The 20,233-nt window shown below is 40.0% G+C and carries 18 protein-coding genes; 10 read left to right on the forward strand and 8 right to left on the reverse strand.

Translation table 11 applies throughout. The features are described from left to right. The first annotated feature begins 3 nt into the window (after window positions 1-3). The 3 genes from odhB (at window position 4) to sucD (ending at window position 3,758) form a co-directional block, all read left to right on the forward strand. Window positions 4-1,542, forward strand: a complete 1,539-nt coding sequence (odhB, locus tag H5058_RS01510) for a 2-oxoglutarate dehydrogenase complex dihydrolipoyllysine-residue succinyltransferase (RefSeq protein ID WP_011328324.1) — start codon at window positions 4-6, stop codon at window positions 1,540-1,542. Between the two features lie 177 nt (window positions 1,543-1,719). Then, window positions 1,720-2,886 carry an ADP-forming succinate--CoA ligase subunit beta gene (sucC, locus tag H5058_RS01515; RefSeq protein WP_011328323.1) on the forward strand — a complete coding sequence of 389 codons (1,167 nt, stop codon included), beginning with the start codon at window positions 1,720-1,722 and terminating at the stop codon, window positions 2,884-2,886. Beyond that, complete coding sequence (gene sucD, locus H5058_RS01520) at window positions 2,886-3,758, forward strand: succinate--CoA ligase subunit alpha (RefSeq protein WP_011328322.1); 873 nt, start codon at window positions 2,886-2,888, stop codon at window positions 3,756-3,758. Before sucC ends, sucD begins: the two co-directional genes overlap by 1 nt. A gap of 68 nt (window positions 3,759-3,826) precedes the next feature. Here sucD and H5058_RS01525 read toward each other — a convergent pair whose 3' ends face one another. After that, window positions 3,827-4,897 (reverse strand): DUF3083 family protein, encoded by a 1,071-nt coding sequence (locus H5058_RS01525; RefSeq protein WP_011328321.1) that lies wholly within the window; start codon window positions 4,895-4,897, stop codon window positions 3,827-3,829. A 216-nt stretch (window positions 4,898-5,113) separates the two neighbouring features. Between H5058_RS01525 and glnS the strand changes: the two genes are divergently transcribed. Then, window positions 5,114-6,772 carry a glutamine--tRNA ligase gene (gene glnS, locus H5058_RS01530; RefSeq protein ID WP_086994249.1) on the forward strand — a complete coding sequence of 553 codons (1,659 nt, stop codon included), beginning with the start codon at window positions 5,114-5,116 and terminating at the stop codon, window positions 6,770-6,772. Window positions 6,773-6,885: 113 nt separating this feature from the next. On the opposite strand, the gene fur is transcribed toward glnS, so the two are convergent. The 5 genes from fur to H5058_RS01555 form a co-directional block, all read right to left on the reverse strand. Next, a complete protein-coding gene (fur, locus tag H5058_RS01535; protein ID WP_011328319.1) occupies window positions 6,886-7,329 on the reverse strand; it encodes a ferric iron uptake transcriptional regulator in 444 nt (147 codons plus the stop codon). A 196-nt stretch (window positions 7,330-7,525) separates the two neighbouring features. Beyond that, window positions 7,526-8,053, reverse strand: a complete 528-nt coding sequence (gene fldA, locus H5058_RS01540; RefSeq protein ID WP_011328317.1) for a flavodoxin FldA — start codon at window positions 8,051-8,053, stop codon at window positions 7,526-7,528. A 12-nt stretch (window positions 8,054-8,065) separates the two neighbouring features. Further along, entirely contained in the window at window positions 8,066-8,344 is a 279-nt protein-coding gene (gene ybfE / locus H5058_RS01545) for a LexA regulated protein (protein WP_011328316.1), read from the reverse strand. Window positions 8,345-8,346: 2 nt separating this feature from the next. Further along, window positions 8,347-8,568, reverse strand: coding sequence for a DUF2788 domain-containing protein (locus tag H5058_RS01550; protein WP_011328315.1), 222 nt, complete (start codon window positions 8,566-8,568; stop codon window positions 8,347-8,349). A 95-nt stretch (window positions 8,569-8,663) separates the two neighbouring features. Beyond that, window positions 8,664-9,431, reverse strand: coding sequence for an alpha/beta fold hydrolase (locus H5058_RS01555; protein ID WP_011328314.1), 768 nt, complete (start codon window positions 9,429-9,431; stop codon window positions 8,664-8,666). 263 nt (window positions 9,432-9,694) lie between these two features. Between H5058_RS01555 and seqA the strand changes: the two genes are divergently transcribed. The 6 genes from seqA to H5058_RS01585 all read left to right on the forward strand — a co-directional run bounded on the left by seqA (window position 9,695) and on the right by H5058_RS01585 (window position 17,127). After that, window positions 9,695-10,288, forward strand: a complete 594-nt coding sequence (seqA, locus tag H5058_RS01560; protein WP_011328313.1) for a replication initiation negative regulator SeqA — start codon at window positions 9,695-9,697, stop codon at window positions 10,286-10,288. A gap of 9 nt (window positions 10,289-10,297) precedes the next feature. Next, the gene (gene pgm, locus H5058_RS01565; RefSeq protein ID WP_011328312.1) at window positions 10,298-11,935 is read left to right on the forward strand and encodes a phosphoglucomutase (alpha-D-glucose-1,6-bisphosphate-dependent); all 1,638 of its coding nucleotides are present in this window, start codon (window positions 10,298-10,300) and stop codon (window positions 11,933-11,935) included. 97 nt (window positions 11,936-12,032) lie between these two features. Then, entirely contained in the window at window positions 12,033-13,088 is a 1,056-nt protein-coding gene (gene astE / locus H5058_RS01570; RefSeq protein WP_179807017.1) for a succinylglutamate desuccinylase, read from the forward strand. A gap of 264 nt (window positions 13,089-13,352) precedes the next feature. Further along, window positions 13,353-14,567 (forward strand): thiamine pyrophosphate-dependent dehydrogenase E1 component subunit alpha, encoded by a 1,215-nt coding sequence (locus H5058_RS01575; RefSeq protein WP_011328310.1) that lies wholly within the window; start codon window positions 13,353-13,355, stop codon window positions 14,565-14,567. Then, window positions 14,567-15,544: an alpha-ketoacid dehydrogenase subunit beta gene (locus H5058_RS01580; RefSeq protein ID WP_011328309.1), complete on the forward strand. Its 978-nt coding sequence runs from the start codon at window positions 14,567-14,569 to the stop codon at window positions 15,542-15,544. The genes H5058_RS01575 and H5058_RS01580 overlap by 1 nt, the downstream gene beginning before the upstream one ends. Before the next feature lie 8 nt (window positions 15,545-15,552). Continuing rightward, window positions 15,553-17,127: a dihydrolipoyllysine-residue acetyltransferase gene (locus tag H5058_RS01585; protein WP_011328308.1), complete on the forward strand. Its 1,575-nt coding sequence runs from the start codon at window positions 15,553-15,555 to the stop codon at window positions 17,125-17,127. A gap of 75 nt (window positions 17,128-17,202) precedes the next feature. On the opposite strand, the gene H5058_RS01590 is transcribed toward H5058_RS01585, so the two are convergent. Both H5058_RS01590 and H5058_RS01595 read right to left on the reverse strand, forming a co-directional pair. After that, on the reverse strand, window positions 17,203-18,375 hold the full coding sequence (locus H5058_RS01590; RefSeq protein WP_182676641.1) for a putative manganese transporter: 1,173 nt from the start codon (window positions 18,373-18,375) through the stop codon (window positions 17,203-17,205). 121 nt (window positions 18,376-18,496) lie between these two features. Next, complete coding sequence (locus tag H5058_RS01595) at window positions 18,497-20,122, reverse strand: M28 family metallopeptidase (protein WP_089368342.1); 1,626 nt, start codon at window positions 20,120-20,122, stop codon at window positions 18,497-18,499. Window positions 20,123-20,233: the final 111 nt, after the last annotated feature.

Raw genomic sequence — 20,233 nt, forward strand, 5'->3', positions numbered from 1 at the left:
GCAATGAGCACAGAAATTAAAGTTCCTGTTCTTCCTGAGTCGGTTGCAGATGCTACCGTTGCTACATGGCATGTAAGTGTTGGCGACAAAGTAACTCGCGACCAAAACTTAGTAGACATTGAAACAGATAAAGTGGTTTTAGAAGTTGTTGCGCAACATGACGGTGTGATTACTGAAATTACACAAGAAGAAGGCGCTACGGTACTTGGCGATCAAGTTATCGGTTTACTTGGCGATGCTGATGCAGCACCAGCAAGTGAAGATGCACCAAAAGAAGACTCTTCAACTGAAGAATCTGCAGCAACTAAATCAGAAGACGCGCCAGCGGCGCAATCAGCACCAGCATCAGAAGGTAAAGAAGTGGATATTAAAGTTCCTGTACTTCCAGAATCAGTTGCAGACGCAACAATTGCTACATGGCATGTACAAGCAGGCGACGCAGTAACTCGCGATCAAAACTTAGTAGATATTGAAACTGATAAAGTGGTACTTGAGGTTGTTGCTCAAGAAGACGGTATCATGGGTGAAATAATCCACGGCGAAGGCGACACTGTATTAGGCGAGCAAGTAATTGGTTCGGTTAAAGCGGGCGGCGCTCCAGCAGCACCAGCTAAAAAAGCAGACGCAGCTGCACCAGCAGCAAGTGAGTCAAACGACAGCTCTGATGTGTTAACACCTTCAGTACGTCGTTTAATTGCTGAAAAAGGCCTAGACGCTGCAAAAATTAAAGGCACGGGTAAAAACGGTCGTGTAACTAAAGAAGACGTAGATACTTTCTTAAAAGCACCTGCACCAGCGGCAAAAGCAGCACCAGCGGCGGCACCTGCAGCAGCAATGGGCGATCGTACACAAAAACGTGTTCCTATGACGCGTTTACGTAAAACAATTGCTAAGCGCTTACTTGAAGCGAAAAACTCAACTGCAATGTTAACAACATTCAACGAAGTGAACATGGAACCTATCATGAGCCTTCGTAAGCAGTATCAAGAAGTGTTTGAAAAGCGCCACGGTATTCGTTTAGGTTTCATGTCTTTCTACGTGAAAGCGGTTACTGAAGCACTTAAGCGCTTCCCAGATGTAAATGCATCAATTGATGGTGACGATATTGTTTATCACAACTACTTCGACATCAGCATCGCTGTATCTACACCTCGTGGTCTAGTAACGCCAGTACTTAAAGATTGTGACAAGTTATCAGTTGCAGAAATCGAAAAAGGTATTCGTGAGCTAGCACTAAAAGGTCGTGATGGTAAGCTAACACTTGATGATATGACGGGTGGTAACTTCACTATTACAAATGGCGGTGTATTTGGTTCTTTACTATCTACTCCTATCATTAATTTACCGCAGTCTTCAATTTTGGGTATGCATAAAATCCAAGATCGTCCAATGGCTGTAAACGGTAAAGTAGAAATACTTCCTATGATGTATTTAGCACTTTCTTATGACCACCGCATCATTGATGGCAAAGAATCTGTTGGCTTCTTAGTAACAATTAAAGAGTTACTTGAAGATCCAACACGCTTATTACTGGATGTTTAATTTAGTTGTATGAAATGTAAGCTGTGAATGAACATTCACAGCTTTTTTTTTGCGCCTTTGGTCATACTGGGGTTTTCATGTTAAGCCTTGGGATCTATACTATGGTCGCAATTTGGGATAGTTGTTTATTTGAAAAAATATTCGGCTCTTTTAGTATAAAAATTTGGATAAAGCATCATGAATTTGCATGAGTATCAGGCAAAACAACTTTTTGCCGAATATGGTTTACCAGTTTCTACAGGTTACGCTTGCGATACACCTGAAGAAGCTGCAGCTGCTGCTGAAAAAATTGGCGGCGATATGTGGGTTGTTAAAACTCAGGTTCACGCAGGTGGACGTGGTAAAGCTGGCGGTGTAAAGCTAGTAAAAACTATCGACGAAGTTAAAGCGTTTGCAGCTAACTGGTTAGGTAAAAACCTAGTTACTTACCAAACAGACGAGAAAGGCCAGCCAGTTGCTAAAATTTTAGTAGAAAGCTGTACTGACATCGCCAACGAATTGTACCTAGGTGCAGTTGTTGACCGTGCATCTCGCAAAGTTGTTTTCATGGCGTCTACTGAAGGCGGCGTTGAAATTGAAACTGTTGCTGAGGAAACACCTGAGCTTATCCATAAAGCTGAGATCGACCCATTAGTAGGTCCTCAAGCTTATCAAGCACGTGAACTAGGTTTCAAATTGGGTCTTAACCCAGTACAAATGAAACAGTTTGTTAAGATCTTTATGGGTCTTGGTAAAATGTTCACTGATTTTGATTTCGCATTACTTGAAATCAACCCGCTTGTGATCACAGACGAAGGTAACCTTCACTGTCTTGACGGCAAAATCGGTATCGATGGTAATGCACTTTACCGTCAACCTAAAATCCGTGAATTCCACGATCCTTCACAAGAAGATTCACGTGAAGCACATGCAGCAAGCTTTGAGCTTAACTACGTAGCGCTAGATGGCAACGTTGGTTGTATGGTTAACGGTGCAGGCCTAGCAATGGGTACTATGGACATCGTAAATCTACACGGTGGCAAACCGGCTAACTTCCTAGATGTTGGCGGCGGCGCGACTAAAGAACGTGTTTCTGAAGCATTCAAAATCATTCTTTCTGATGATAATGTTAAAGCTGTTTTAGTTAACATCTTTGGCGGCATCGTACGTTGTGACATGATTGCTGAAGGCATCATTGGCGCAGTTAAAGAAGTAGGCGTAAACGTACCAGTAGTTGTACGTTTAGAAGGTACTAACGCTGAACTAGGCCGTGAAGTTCTTAAAAACTCTGGTCTAGACATCATCGCTGCTGAATCACTAACAGACGCTGCTGAAAAAGTAGTTGCTGCTGCGGAGGGCAAATAATGTCTGTATTAATCAATAAAGATACAAAAGTTATCTGTCAAGGTTTCACCGGTGGCCAAGGTACTTTCCACTCAGAGCAAGCGCTTGAGTACGGTACACAAATGGTTGGTGGCGTAAGCCCAGGTAAAGGCGGTCAAACGCACCTTGGTCTTCCTGTATTCAATACAGTGCGTGAAGCAGTACAAGAAACTGGCGCAACTGCGTCTGTTATCTATGTACCAGCACCTTTTTGTAAAGATGCAATCTTAGAAGCAATCGATGCAGGCATCGAGCTGATTGTTTGTATCACTGAAGGTATTCCTACACTTGATATGGTTGATGTTAAAATCAAACTAGATCAAACAGGTACACGTATGATCGGTCCTAACTGCCCAGGTGTTATTACTCCTGGTGAAACTAAGATTGGTATCATGCCTGGTCATATCCACAAACCTGGTAAAGTAGGTATTGTTTCTCGCTCTGGTACATTAACGTACGAAGCAGTTAAGCAAACTACTGATGCTGGTTTTGGTCAGTCTACATGTGTTGGTATTGGTGGCGACCCAATTCCAGGTACTAACTTTATCGACGTTTTAGAAATGTTCGAAAAAGATCCACAAACTGAAGCGATCGTAATGATCGGTGAAATTGGTGGTACTGCAGAAGAAGAAGCTGCAGAGTACATCAAAGCACACGTTACTAAACCTGTAGTATCTTACATTGCTGGTGTTACTGCACCAGAAGGTAAGCGTATGGGTCACGCTGGCGCAATCATTGCCGGTGGTAAAGGTACTGCTGATGAGAAATTTGCTGCACTAGAAGCTGCGGGCGTAAAAACTGTACGTTCACTTGCTGATATCGGTAAAGCACTTAAAGAGAAAACAGGCTGGTAATCGCTTTTTTGCTCTAAAAAGGCTCGCTAATGCGAGCCTTTTTGTTATCTGCACTTTTACTTTTACACTTAGTATAGGTAGCTTATATGCTGATAAAACCGCACTGATAAATCTTGGCGTTGTTTATTTATAGCTAACTCATCGCACAAAGTATGAATCGTTTTCTCTACTTGATTCATAAACCGCCCATAGCCCATTTCATTATTATTATGCTGCGCAGCTACCACTACAAAATGCAGTGTTTCTACTAATTTATCTTCATTAAATAGCGCTTTAATTTGCACTTGATCAGTCTCTATGTCAAAGCTTAACTTTTGTAATTCTTGATTACCGTCATTTTTATCAATGCTGCTATTACGAATAATTGGTATAGCGCCATTAGCAACCATAGCCCCGTGGGTTAACTTATTGGTATTACAAATTTGGGTAAATAAATCGGTAAAGTATGTATAAAATTGCTTAAAATCACGATTATTTATTTGTGTTTGAAATTGCGTTTTGATTGCTCGTGACACTGGAATAGCGAAGGTTGCATAGCTCATTTGGGCATGATCACTGGGAATATTACACTGCCTTGACTGGTAGCGAGGGTAGAGGCTACGCAGTTTATAACCGTAGGTTTGTTTATTGCCTTTATCTTTAGCAAATAAGTCATAGGTTAAATGTTGATGATCGCGCAGTTTAAACAGTGGTTGTTCTAAAAATAACTGCTGTTGTAAATTATTTAATACCTTTTGTACTTTGCTATGAAACAATGCTGAATTTGCACGCAGATCGTCACCGGTTGCTAAAAATAACAGCCTGATTTTTTTACTGGCTATATTTTCAGTGTAGTACGCTTTATGTGCTTCGTGGTAGCGAGGGTTATAAAAAAACAACATTTGTTTATTCGTTTCAAGCTGATACGACTCATCGTTAAAGCGTACTACAGGTAGTTTGTCGTTCGCTAATAAATGCACATTGTGTAAGCCAAGCTCATCACAGCAAGAAAAAAGCTCACGTGCTATACGCTCATAACAACAGTTAATATTACTAAAGCTTTTATAAAAATCAGTGGTAGGGGTTATTTCAGCTAAAAGGTAGTGATTGGTACGGGCATTGGTTGGAATATAAACACGGTGTTGATTTTGTATAGCCATCATGGTTCCTTTAAGTCAGGTTATTTGCTTACTATAATGGCCTTTGATGACGTTATTATTGCGCTAAAACAAAGTTTATTCATTAACTGACTCGTTACTGAATTAAAGTTAACCAAGATCTAAAATAAACCTTAATCTATTGCTGTATGTTAGTGTATGTTTTTGTAATAATGCATTAGTTTTGTTATCACGCACTATTTTGAGGATCATACTCCTATGGCGGAAATCGAGAATCGCCCAAGTAATTTTATTAGAACCCGCATTGACCAAGATTTAGCAAGTGGAAAGCATGCGTCTACGCATACTCGTTTTCCACCCGAACCAAATGGTTTTTTACACATTGGCCATGCAAAATCAATTTGTTTAAATTTTGGCATCGCAAAAGACTATAACGGTTTATGTAACTTACGCTTTGACGATACAAACCCAGAAAAAGAAGATATTAACTACGTTAATTCTATTAAAGAAGACGTGCAGTGGTTAGGCTTTAATTGGGATGGCGAAATTAAATACTCGTCTAATTACTTCGATATATTATACGATTATGCAGTTGAGCTAATAAATAAAGGCTTAGCGTATGTGTGCTTTTTAACGGCAGATCAAGCCCGTGAATACCGTGGCACATTAAAAGAGCCGGGTAAAAACAGCCCATACCGCGATACAGCAAGTGATGAGAACCTCGCGTTATTTGAAAAAATGCGTAATGGCGAGTTTAAAGAAGGCGAGTGTGTACTGCGCGCTAAAATTGATATGGCAAGCTCATTTATGGTGCTTCGCGATCCTATTATTTATCGTGTACGCTTTGCTCATCATCATCAAACTGCAGATAAGTGGTGCATTTACCCAATGTACGACTTTACTCACTGTATTTCTGATGCGCTAGAAGGTATTACTCATTCATTGTGTACACTGGAGTTTCAAGATAACCGTCGTTTATATGACTGGGTACTTGATAACATCAGTTTAGAGTGTCATCCACAACAAATTGAGTTTTCACGCTTAAACCTAGAGTACACTATTATGTCTAAGCGCAAGCTCAGCGACTTAGTAGTGAATAATCATGTAGAAGGGTGGGATGATCCACGTATGCCTACGATTGCAGGCTTACGTCGTCGTGGTTATACCCCAGCCTCCATTCGTGAGTTCTGCTTACGTATTGGTGTAACCAAACAAGAAAACATGGTTGAAATGGGCATGCTTGAAGCCTGTATCCGTGAAGATCTTAACGAAAATGCACCACGTGCAATGGCGGTACTTGATCCCGTTAAAATCGTTATTGAAAACTATGATGCTGATAAAGTTGAAACCTTATCTGTGGCTAATCACCCAAATAAAGAAGAAATGGGTCGCCGTGATGTGCCATTCACACGTGAAATTTATATTGAACGTGAAGACTTTAAAGAAGAAGCTAATAACAAGTTCAAACGTTTAGTACTTGATAAAGAAGTACGCTTACGCGGCGCTTATGTAATTAAAGCACAGCGTGTTGAAAAAGACGAAAATGGTGAAATTACCACTATTTACTGTACTTTTGACCCAGAAACGCTAGGTAAAAACCCAAGTGATGGTCGTAAAGTTAAAGGGGTTATTCATTGGGTATCGGCAAGTGAAGCGATTACAGCAGAAGTACGTTTGTATGACCGTTTATTTAGCGTACCAAACCCAGCAGCAGCCGATGAGTTTGAAAGCACCTTAAACCCTGACTCATTAGTTATTTTAACGAATGCTAAGTTAGAGCCATCGTTGGCTAATTCAGCAGCCGAGCAAGGTTTTCAGTTTGAACGTACTGGCTATTTTTCGCGAGATTCAAAAGCGAAAAACATAGTATTTAATCAAACAGTGGGTCTGCGTGACTCATGGTCAAAAACTCAGTAAAGGTTAACGCCTCAGTACTCATTATTACCTAGGAAGTGTTAGTAATGAGTACTGGGAATTTTACTGACAAAAAAACCTGCATTAAGCAGGTTTTTTTTGTTTATAATACAAGCTTAACTTATATTATTAGCAAAATTTTTGCACGCTTCTTTGTCTTCGCATTCACCATACAAATATAAAGAATGATTGGTTAATTTAATACCATTTCTTTCAGCAACTTCAAGTTGGCGACGTTCAATAACATCATCTTCAAACTCAACCACTTTACCACATTTTAGACATACTAAGTGGTCATGGTGAGTGCTGGTTGCAAGTTCAAATACTGATTTACCACCTTCAAAGTGATGGCGAGTAACAATACCAGCGTCATCAAATTGATTAAGTACGCGATATACAGTTGCAAGACCGATTTCTTCACCCAAATCTAGAAGAATTTTATAAACATCCTCAGCACTAATATGCTGGTTATCAGGTGATTGTAAAATCTCTAAAATCTTAATTCGCGGTAAAGTAACCTTTAAACCGGCTTTTTTTAATTCCAAATTATGATCAGTCATTAAATCTGTCTCAATTTTGTTTGGTTATACTAGACACCTTGCAAGGATGTACACGAATAGATGTACACGACACATCAACCGGTAAGGGTAACGTGCCTAGCTACTAAGTGCAAAGGTCAAAGCTAATAAATACCGATAAAAGCGCATTTACTAATATATTGCTACTAATTTAAGCAAAAACCAAGAAAAAATAAAGTTAATCAGCAAGTTCGCTTAAACACATTTCTTCATAAACTTGGGCAGACCAGGCTTTAACACGCTGCTCAGTGAGTTCTGGTTGACGGTCTTCATCGATACCTAAACCAACAAAATGTTTGTCATCAGCAATACCTTTAGATGCTTCAAAGTTATAACTTTCACTTGGCCAATGACCAACCACAATAGCACCACGTTCAGTAACTATATCGTTAATCATGCCCATTGCATCTAAAAAGTACTCTGCGTAGTCTTCTTGGTCACCACAACCAAAAATAGCAACCAGCTTACCTTCAAAGTCTACTTCTTCAAGCTCAGGAAAAAAATCATCCCAATCACATTGCGCTTCGCCATAATACCAAGTAGGAATACCAAATAAGATTAAATCAAATTCCGCAATCTCTTCTTTAGAGCTTTTTGCAATATCATGTACAGCTACGAGCTTTTTACCCAATTCTTTTTGGATCATTTTTGCTACGTGTTCTGTATTACCTGTGTCACTTCCGAAAAAAATGCCTACACTTGCCATGGATTAAACCTTTTATCTATCAATAGCCAATCTTTCTTGTAAAATTGTTTCAATCAACACACTGCGGCTAATATTTTGTGCATCTGCCATATCACTAAGTGCCTGATATAACTGTGAAGAAACTTTAAATTCAACACGCTTTAAACCACGTGCTTTATCTCTTTTTATTTGATTACGTTTATTAACCTTTAACTGCATATCCCGTGGAAGGGGATTGGTTTTAGGTCTGCCTGGGCGTTTTTCGTATTCAAATAAATCGAGCGTTGTTCTATCTGTTTCTGACTTGGCCATGCTTAACCTACACCTGCGCCTTGCCAAAATACTTGAATAAGTCCTTTAGCAATAAAGCCAGAACACCCTAAAAAGAGTACAGCCCAAACAATGTAACGACCAAACTTGGGTACATTGCCGCTTTTTAGTACGTCTTTAATTGCCATACCGATAAATATAAAAATACCGGCTAAGCCAAAATACAACCCTAAGGTATCAAATTCGTTAATTAACTGACTGACCATCAACGTGTAACCTTTAAATTAAACGGCGCATACTATAGCATATAAATATACGACTTTTTAGTACGCAAAATCAAAAACAGGCGATTAAAATGAGTTTAAATCGCAGTTAAAAAGTCATTTATTGCTTTATTCACTGCTAATGGCTTTTGCGCATGCAACCAGTGGCCAGCACCGTGAATTATTTTGGCACTGGCATTACTAAAGCGCGCCTTAATAGCCGCTCTATGCTCAGCTAATATATAGTCAGAATCATTACCTTTAATAAATAGAGTGTCGCACAAACAAGAATTGTTTTCATTAACATTGTCGGTAATTATCGAATAATTTTTATCAAGACTCAATAAATTAAACCGCCATGCAAAATTGCCTTCATCGTTTTTAGCTAAACTTTTTAATAAAAACTGACGCACACCCATCTCGTCTATAAAAGGCTGCATAATTGCATCGGCATGCTTTCTATCTGTAATAGATTCGTTTGCAACCGCTTTAAGCGCTTGAATAATTTTAGTGTGGCGAGCAGGGTAACTAACAGGTGCTATATCAAGCACAATTAATTTATTAACGTGCTCTGGATGGGTTAATGCCAATTCCATTGCTACTTTTCCGCCCATAGAGTGGCCTATAATGTGCGCTTTATCTATGTTCAAATGCGTTAATAATTCAATAATATCTTGGGCCATTGCCGCATAAGTCATTGTATCGCTATGGGGCGATTTGCCATGGTTACGTAAATCGACATTGGTTACGGTATAAAATTCACTAAGGGGTTTTGCGATCACGTTTAAGTTCTCTAATGATCCAAAAAGCCCATGAATTAAAATAACATGTGGGCCTTGCCCTTGTTGCTTATAATTTAACTGCATATTAGCCTCAGTGTAAAATTCGCCATAGTGTGACGAGCATTTGCTTAAAAAGCAAAAAATACAGTCACAAAATATAATATTGGGCTGTAGCCTGTTTTATCAACAATATTTAGCTATTTAATCGTGCTAAATAGTAATTTAAATAGCGCACATAAGTAATTTAAAATATATGTTTACAGCGGGGTTTGTTGTAACTCGCATTTCTAACTGGTTTGGGTATAATCACACGGAAAGAAAAATGTGGCCGTAATGACAGGAAGAACATGAAACAAATCGACATAGACGACGAGTTATATCAGTATATTGCCAGCAATACGCAAAGTATTGGTGAGAGCGCATCCACTATTTTACGTCGTTTATTAAATCTGAGCGGCGAAAAAATTCAGACCGCAAACGTAGAGCTTAATCAAAATAATCAAACAACAACTACCTTGCCTAAAGTTCCCCCTGTAGCAGAGCAAACACCTGCGCTTGCTGCTAAGCCAAGTGCAGTAGCTGAGAAGTCTGTGCAGCAAAAAAATGCGAATGTATTTAATGTATTAAATAAAGAAGAGTTGGCAATGCAAAAAGGCGTTGTGGGTCGTTTTTTATTTATTTTAAGTGCATTTTACCGTACCCATAAAACTGACTTTCGCGCCGTATTAGATATCAAAGGCCGTGATCGCGTTTACTTTGCTACTAGCAAAGAAGACTTAGTTAATAGTGGTAGCAGTATGAACCCTAAAAACATCACCGACAGTGAGTACTGGGTAATGACAAACTCTAACACTACACGTAAAAAAATGATGCTTCATGAAGTTGCTTTGTGTTTAGGTTATAGCACAGAACAAGCTGAAAAAATTCGCGACTACCTGTAAGGAAATACTATGGCTATTCATCCAGGTGCGGGCAAACCAGCTCCACAATCGGTATTAATAAATGTACCTAAATTAGTATCTGCGTATTATTTAAATGAGCCAGACCTTGAGCAGAATCCAGAGCATTGTGTTGCATTTGGTACATCAGGGCATCGTGGTTGCTCCTACGATGTTAAATTTAACGAGTCGCACATACTCTCTATTACTCAAGCTATTTGTGACTACAGAAAACAAAACGATATTTTTGGCCCGTTATTTTTAGGAAAAGACACCCACGCTTTAAGTGAAGCGGCCTTTAATTCGGCAATAGAAGTATTAGTAGCCAACGAAGTGCAAGTGATCACCCAAGACGATGGTGACTTTACTCCAACACCGGTAATTAGCCACGCTATTGTAAGTTACAACAAGCTGCACCCAAATGAATTAGCCGACGGCATTGTAGTTACGCCTTCGCATAACCCACCAGAGGATGGCGGGTTTAAATACAACCCACCCGATGGCGGGCCTGCCGATACCGACGTAACTAAATGGATAGAAGACAGAGCTAATCAGTTATTACTAGAGGACTTAGTTGAAGTGGAATTATTTCCGTTTGCTAAAGCCTCGCGCTCAGGGTTTATTAAATACCAAGACTTAATGACCCCGTATATTAATGATCTAGAAAATATTGTTAATTTAAAAGCGATTAGCGAAGCGGGTATCAAAATTGGCGTTGATCCGCTGGGCGGCTCAGGCATTAATTTTTGGCCGGTTATCGCTAAAAAATATAATTTAGACATTAGCGTTGTAAATGATGTTGTTGATCCTCGTTTTGCATTTATGCCACTTGATAAAGATGGCAAAATTCGTATGGATTGCTCATCACCTTATTCAATGGCCAACCTTATTGCGCTTAAAGATGATTTTGATATTGCCATTGGTAACGATCCAGATTACGACCGCCATGGCATAGTAACGCCAGATGGTTTAATGAACCCTAATCACTTTTTAGCGGTTGCGATTGATTATTTGCTTAAAAATCGAGACTGGAACGCAAATGTGCAAATTGGCAAAACGTTAGTTTCCAGCTCCATGATCGACAAAGTTACTGAGCGTAATGGCCGTAAAGTAAAAGAAGTACCGGTTGGCTTTAAATGGTTTGTTGAAGGGTTAAATAAAGGCAAGTTAGCCTTTGGCGGCGAAGAAAGTGCTGGCGCCGCATTTTTACGTTTTGATGGCAGTGTTTGGTGTACCGACAAAGATGGCTTTATTATGGGCTTATTAGCGGCCGAAATACTTGCTGTTACCGGTAAAACACCGTCTGCTCTTTATAAAGAGTTAGAGCAAGAATTTGGCTCGCCGCTTTATAAACGTATAGACGCACCGGCTACAAGCACGCAAAAATCGCGTTTAAAAGCCCTCAGTGCCGACGACGTTAAAGCCGATACACTCGCAGGTGAACCTATTTTACAAAAGCTAACCCATGCGCCAGGTAATAATGCGCCAATTGGTGGTTTAAAAGTAGTTACCGAAAGTGGTTGGTTTGCAGCGCGTCCATCGGGTACTGAAGATATATACAAAATTTACCTTGAGTCGTTTAAAGGTGAAGCGCATTTAGCACTACTTGAAAAAGAAGCTAAAAAGCTAGTAGACTCAGTTATTAGCTAATATCGCTTATATTACTTAAAAACGGCTGATTTAATCAGCCGTTTTTGTTTTTAATTGCATAATAATAATTTCAATTTTACAAAGGGCTTTTATCCATATGTCAGCCACTACTCCAGATTACATCGAAGAATTAAAACAAACTGGCGACTTTTTAACGCTAAGCCGCAATAACGAATGGCACTTAGCCGCAGGGGAGTTCACCCTTAATAATGGCACAGTAGTTACTATTCATGATACCGGTGTTATAGAGTTTCAACCGGCCAATGTTTCAAGCAAAGACGTAGTGTACTCAAGTGCAGTGCACGGAAACGAAACCGCACCAATCGAAATATGCGACGAATTAATTAAACAAATAATCGCCGGTGAGCTGCTCCTAAAGCAGCGCGTTTTATTTATTTTTGGTAATCCGCAATCAATTAATATTGGTTTGCGTTTTGTAGAAGAAAACCTTAACAGGTTGTTTAATGGCCACCATAGCGTAGACGGCGTACCAATGAATAACGAACGTACCCGTGCAGCCAAATTAGAGCAGTACGTAAGTGACTTTTTTAGCCGAGGTGAGCAAGGTAGCAGCCGCTGCCATTACGATTTACATACTGCAATTCGTGGCTCTAAAAACGAAAAGTTTGCAGTGTACCCTTATTTACATGGTAAACCGTGGAAAAAGTCGCAATTACAGTTTTTATTAAGTTGTGGGGTAAATACCGTATTAATGATGAAATCCCCAGCAACCACCTTTAGTTATTATTCATCATTTGTGCATGGTGCCGATTCGTTTACGGTCGAGCTTGGCCAAGTTAAGTCCTTTGGTGAGAATGACATGAGCCGCTTTGCAAAAACCAAACAAACACTCACTGCATTAATTAGCCAAGATAAGGTTGAATATCCAGAATTTAATGCAGATGAATTCGAGTTGTTTACTGTGCACCGCACCATAAATAGAACGCAGAATGAATTTAGTTTTCCATTTTCAGATCAGGCCGAAAACTTCACAGGTTTTGCCAAGGGTGAGTTGTTAGCTACTGATGGCGATACACCTTACTACGCCGATGTGCAAGGAGAAGCGATTATTTTCCCCAATGCAAACGTAGCTATTGGGCAGCGAGCGCTGTTAACCGTTGTGCCAATGGCGATAGACAGTAATTTTATTTAAAATAGCTGATCAGACCACTTGTTGTAATAAGTTAACTATATGATTAATAAATAGTAAAATATCTGTATAGTTAACTTGCCATTTTTATACTCACTATTTAGTTTTGTTTCGTCACAGATTTGTTGAATAACACTTTACGTTAACGTAAAGTGTCGGCAGCTTTAATTAAAGACAGTGCAGATGTTGCAAAGTTTATTCGCAGCAATCAACCCACAATAATAATTTAATGGGCACTGTTTTATCGACAACAAAAGAAGGTAGGTTATGAGTAATCCAAATAACGTATCGCTGAATATTAACCATAAGCTTGAGTTTATCGATGGCAATGCGTTAACTATTCCAACCCTTAGTATTTTAACTGAGGACGGCGAGATTCATCCAGGTGCAACCGCACCCGACATTTCAAAACATACCGCAATTAAATTATACGAAACCATGCGCTTTATACGTTTGTTAGATGAACGCATGCAAGGTGCACAGCGCCAAGGCCGCATTAGCTTTTATATGCAATGTTTAGGTGAAGAAGCTGCAGTAACAGCCTCTGCAGCTGCGCTTGATCAAAATGATATGATTATGGCTCAGTACCGTGAACAAGCGGCGCTTCACTATCGTGGTTTTACGCTTGATCAGTTTATGAACCAAATGTTTTCTAATGAACTGGATTTAGGCAAAGGCCGCCAAATGCCGATTCATTATGGTTCTAAAGCATTAAACTATATGACCATATCATCGCCATTAGGAACACAAATTCCACAAGCGACTGGCTACGCTTATGGTCAAAAAATTAAACATATAGATGCTAAAACAGGTGAGCTTGCCAGCACTATAGATAACATCACTATTTGTTATTTTGGTGAAGGCGCAGCGTCTGAAGGGGACTTTCATGCCGGTGTAAATATGGCCGCAGTGCATCAAGCGCCGGTAATATTTTTTGCCCGTAATAATGGTTATGCTATTTCGACCCCTGCAGATGAGCAGTTTAAAGGTGACGGCATTGCTTCTCGTGGCGTTGGTTACGGTATTAAAACAATTCGTGTTGATGGCACAGATGCCCTTGCAGTGTATGCGGCAACTAAAAAAGCCCGTGAAATTGCAGTGAGCACAGGCGAGCCAATTTTAATTGAATCAATTGCTTATCGCTTAGGTGCGCATTCGACCTCAGACGATCCAAGTGGTTATCGCTCTAAAGATGAAGAAGCTAATCATCAAGTATGCCCAATCGACAAGTTTAGAAAATGGCTAATTAAGCAAGACTGGCTAAACGAAGCCGACGATGTAAAAGCTAAAGAATCAATTCGTGAAGAAATTTTAGCTGCGCTAAAACGTGCCGAAGTAGTGGCAAAGCCAGCTTTAGAAGAATTAATATCAGATGTTTACGATACCCCAATTCCATCATTGCAACGCCAATATGAGCAACTAAAAGCGCATATAAAACTGCATCCAGATGCCTACCCAGTTACAGCAGGGAGAATTAAGTAATGGCTAAAATGAACATGCTACACGCAATTAACTCTGCACTTGACATTACTATGGCAGAGCATCCACAAGCCTGTATTTTTGGCGAAGATGTGGGTTACTTTGGTGGTGTATTTAGAGCAACTTCAGGCTTACAAGAAAAGTACGGTAAACACCGTGTATTTAATACCCCGCTTACAGAGCAAGGTATTTTAGGTTTTGCGAATGGTTTAGCGGCTTTTGGCGCTCCAGCGCTGGCAGAAATACAGTTTGCAGATTATATATTTCCAGCCTTTGACCAAATAGTCAATGAATCAGCTAAATTTCGCTACCGCAGTGGTAATGAGTTTAATGTGGGTAATTTAACTATTCGTACACCTTACGGCGGCGGAATTGCAGGGGGCTTGTATCATTCACAATCACCCGAGGCTTACTTTGCACATACACCAGGCTTAAAAGTGATTGTGCCACGTAACCCGTACCAAGCAAAAGGCTTATTACGCGCGGCAATCAAAGATGACAACCCGGTATTGTTTTTTGAACCAAAACGCTTATACCGCGCATCAATCGGCGAAGTGCCAGAAGAAGATTACACCATTGAGCTTGGAAAAGCCGAGGTAGTACAGCAAGGTACAGACGTGACCTTACTTGCGTGGGGCGCGCAAATGGAAATAATAGAAGACGCCGCCAAACAAGCAAGTGAACAAGGCATTAGCTGCGAAGTAATTGATTTACGCAGTATTTTACCATGGGATGTAGAGGCAATTGCACAGTCGGTGACTAAAACTGGACGCTTGATTGTTAGCCACGAAGCGCCAATTACTAATGGCTTTGGTGCAGAAATAGCGGCAACCATTGGTCAAGAATGTTTCCTACATTTAGAATCGCCAATTATGCGCGTGTGTGGCTTAGATACGCCGTATCCGTTAGCGCTTGAAAAAGAATATGTACCGGATGCATTAAAAGTATTGGCCGCAATTAAACAATCAATGGATTTTTAGGGGATACCATGGCTAAAGATTTTATATTACCCGATATTGGTGAAGGCATAGTTGAATGCGAAGTTGTTGAATGGCTTGTAGCAGAAGGTGACACTGTGGCTGAAGATCAGCCTATTTGTGATGTAATGACAGACAAGGCATTAGTGCAAATACCCGCTGTACATGATGGGGTTATTACCAAGCTTTATTATCAAAAAGGTGAAATTGCCAAGGTTCATGGGCCATTATTTGCTATGAATGTAAGTGGTGAAGCAGTTAGCGAAGAAGCTGATGCAGCACCTGAAAAAGCAGCTCAAACGGTTGTCAGTAATAATAGCAGCGAGCACTTAGAAGATTTTATTTTGCCAGATATAGGCGAAGGTATTGTTGAGTGTGAAATTGTTGACTGGTTAGTTGCCGAAGGTGAAGAAATAGTTGAGGATCAAGCGGTTTGTGATGTAATGACAGACAAAGCCTTGGTACAAATACCGGCAAAATATACTGGTGTTGTAAATAAGCTGTATTATCAAAAAGGTGAAATAGCCAAAGTGCACAGCCCGTTATTTCAAATGACGGTAGCAGGGCGTACAGCTAAAGCCGATGCAGATATAAATCAAGCAGTGGTAAAAGCACAAACTAATGCAGCAGATAAACCAGCGGCTATTAAAGCTGAGCAAACAACTAAAATTGTGAATAAAAAAGCAGTTGCATCGCCAGCGGTTCGTCGTAAAGCACGCGAGCTTGATGTTGATTTAACCTGTGTACCGGGCAGTGGTAAAAATGGCCGTATTTATAAACAAGACATAGAAGAGTTTGTAAAAGGCGAAGTTCCTAACACTATCGATACCTCACCATTGCACAGTGGCAATGAGCAAAGAACATCAGCTACACACTCAGGTGGTACACGTGTAGAGCCAATTAAAGGCATAAAAGCGGCAATGGCTAAACAAATGGTGGCGTCGGTTTCGACCATTCCACACTTTACCTTTAGTGATGAAGTAGACTTAACTAAGCTAATTGCGCTTCGCTCTAGTTTAAAAGAGCAGTATAAAGCGCAAGGTATTAAACTAACCATGATGCCGTTTTTTGTTAAAGCATTATCGCTTGCAATGAAAGAGTACCCAGTACTTAACTCTAAAGTAAATGATGAGTGCAGCGAGCTTACCTATTATAACGATCATAATATTGGAATTGCAGTTGACTCAAAAATAGGTTTATTAGTGCCTAATATTAAATCGTGTCAGAGCAAAAGTATTGTAGAAGTTGCAAACGATTTAACCCGTTTAACCGACTCAGCGCGAGAAGGTCGTGTTGCGCCAGATGATTTGAAAGGCGGTACTATTAGTATTTCAAATATTGGTGCAATTGGCGGCACTATTGCGACGCCTATTATTAATAAACCAGAGGTGGCTATTGTTGCTTTGGGTAAATTACAGCACTTACCGCGTTTTGATGAAAACGGCCAAGTGGTAAGCAAAGCTATAATGCAGGTGAGCTGGTCTGGCGATCATCGCGTGATTGATGGTGGCACTATTGCCCGTTTTAATAACCTTTGGAAATCGTACTTAGAAAATCCATCGGTAATGATGATGGCGATGAGCTAAACATACGCGCTTATTGTTATTAAAAAACCAGCTTCGGCTGGTTTTTTGTTTACTGTATTTAAAAGTATTACTTACTCACCAAAAATATAAACCATAACCCACGCCTAAAGCCGGTATTGCAGTATAAAAAGTTGCTATGAGCGCGGCTTTTGGTGCCATTGCTATGGCAGGAAACAGCGCATCGCCATCGTTAGAAATAGCATTTGCAGTTAAAGCACTAAATGGAATAATACCTTGAATGTACAAAGTGGTAACAATTATTTGTGGCCCGCAACCGGGTAAAAAACCGATTAATACCGCTATAAGTGGTGCTAAATACGCATAGTGTAAAAACCATGCTTTTAAATCAAGTCCTGCCACATTTACTAATATTTCAAATAACATAAATGACGCAACGACCCACGCAGTTACAAAGTGAGTGTCTTGTAATACCTTGGTAATATTAGAGGGAGGATTACGCTTACATGCATCGTCTTCTGCGGTGACTTCTTTATAGCTCTCTCCTTTAGACGAATACGCCCAAATACTGACAATAAACAGTGCCATTGCAGCGCCAAAAAAGCTAATAATGTTAGGTATATTAGTACCCCACTTGTTAAAATCAACATTAAACGCAATTAACAAAGCAATAATTAAGCTTGGAACAATAGCAACCATCCATACCGGCTTAGATATTTTAATAATAGCTGTTGGTAGCTGTATAACCTGTTGTTTATGCTGTTGTGGGAGTGGTCGCAAAAAGTCTTTTTTATGAATAGCATTTACTATCAATCCGCTTAAAGTTCCTACAACCAAGCCAATACCCATAATAATTACTCCTTCGGTAGGGCGAGTAGCAAGTAGTAAAAATGCCGCATCACCCATTGTTGCAGCTAAAACCGCGACAATAGCGCCAAAACTGGCTTGGCCTTTTGTAAATTGGGTAACAACAATAATTGCACCACCACAGCCTGGTAATGCACCTAGTATAGATGCAAAAGCAACTTCTAAAATAGGCGACTTAGCGCTTAAATAACTAAGCTCTAATTGTGGTAAACGTGCTATGGCATAGTAGTAAATTAGTAAGGTAGCTGCTACAAAAACACTGACCTGAAAAAATGCGTCACTGAGTGCAGTAATAGTAATAGCGCGTAAATTAGGTAGGGCTAAACACACTAATATAAAGAGTGGTAATAATAAGCGTTTGTTTTGACCCATAAAGCGTTTTGAATTGGCTGTTATAAATCCACTATGTGAGAGTAATTGCATAAAGTGTGGCCTAGTAAGTAACTAAGCTACACTTTACATTGCACTCAAATGATAATCAATATCATTTGAGTGCAATTATATCGATTACTCTATTTGAGTTTTTCGATTAGATAAGATTAAATTACTTACGTTGGAACTCAGAGTTAGTGTTCCACGTTGGCCATTGCTCTTGCTCAGAAATATTAAAACCTACTTTATAAAATAATTGTAGGTCTTGCACCGCGCCCGATAAATCCCATTCATCACGGTAGCGATCGCATGGTTGATGATAACAACCGCGCAGTACTAAGCTCATACGCTTACGGTAGTTTGCAGTTTCTTCGTCAAAGGCTTGCGTGCCACCACCTGCGTACATGGCTGGAATGCCCATGTTTGCAAAAGCAAAGTGATCAGAGCGATAGTAACCACCCGAAGAAGGATTAGGATCGCCAGATATTGTTCTGCCTTGCTCAAGCGCAACCGTTGTTAATAAATCATCCATTTGTGATTTACCAATACCTACCACGCTAATATCTTTTACTTTGCCTAATAAATTTAAGCTGTCCATATTAATGTTAGCAACGGTTTTATTGGCAGCAATAACAGGGTTAGCTGCATAATATTTTGATCCTAATAAGCCTTGCTCTTCAGCGGTTACCGCTAAAAAGGTCATTGAACGGCTAGGGTGCTTAGGTAATTTAGTAAAGGCTTCAGCCACTTCAATTAAACCAGCCGTACCGGTAGCATTATCGTGCGCGCCATTAAAAATTTGATCCCCTTTGCGGTTTTTATCAGTGCCTAAGTGATCCCAATGTGCAGAATAAATAACATGTTCATCTGGTTTTTCACTGCCCGGTAAAGTGGCAATAAAGTTATACGAGATAGACTTTTTAATGGTGTTTTTTATCTTTATAGAGGCAGTCAAATCGCCCATATCAACGTGGTAAGCGCCTTTTGCAGCATTGGCTTTTAGTGTATCAAAATCAAGCCCTGCTTTATTAAACAGCTCTTTGGCTACGTCTGTTGTTACCCAGCCTTCAACGGCTACACGGTCCATATTGTTGTTTTCTTTTTGAAAACCAAACTGCTCACCACTCCACGAGTTTTCTACTACAGACCAAGGGTATGAAGCTGGTGCTGTTTCGTGAATAATAATTGCGCCCGCTGCACCTTGACGACTCGCTTCTTCGTATTTATAAGTCCAACGGCCATAATAGGTCATGGCATCGCCAGTGAATAAATCAGGGTTTTTAGTTGCAAAGCCCGGATCGTTTACCAGCATTACTACCGTTTTGCCTTTAACATCTAAGCCTTCGTAATCGTTCCAGTTATACTCTGGTGCATTAACGCCGTAACCAACAAATACTAGCTCAGAGTTTTCAATTGCTTGGTTTTCGCTAATGCGACTACTGCCCATTACCATGTCTGTTTTGTATTGGTAGTTTTTACCACCAATTTTTAATACCATGTCTGAGTCTGCTTCAAGCGAAACCAGCGGAACTTCTTGTAAAAAGCTATTGCCATTACCGGGCTTTAAACCCAAGGCTTTAAATTGCGCTGTTAGGTAATCAAGCGTTAGCTTTTCGCCTGGCGATGAAGGGGCACGGCCACCAAATTCATCCGATGCTAACACTTTTACATGCTTAGCAATTTCATCAGCTTGAATACTGTTGTAGCCCTTAGTTACATCATCGGAGGTAATACTTGTTGTAGCGCAGCCCGCTAATACGGCAGCAGTGATAAGGGTAAGAGAGAAATAACGTTTCATATTGGCTCTATTTTTGTTTTAAGATAACCCAGTATATGAAGTTCTATTAATTAGAACCAGTTTTTGCGGTAAACTGTTACAAAATTTAAGGTATAAACTAGTAAGTACAAA

It is taken from the genome of Pseudoalteromonas sp. SR45-4, assembly GCF_014163535.1.
Classification (GTDB): domain Bacteria; phylum Pseudomonadota; class Gammaproteobacteria; order Enterobacterales; family Alteromonadaceae; genus Pseudoalteromonas; species Pseudoalteromonas nigrifaciens.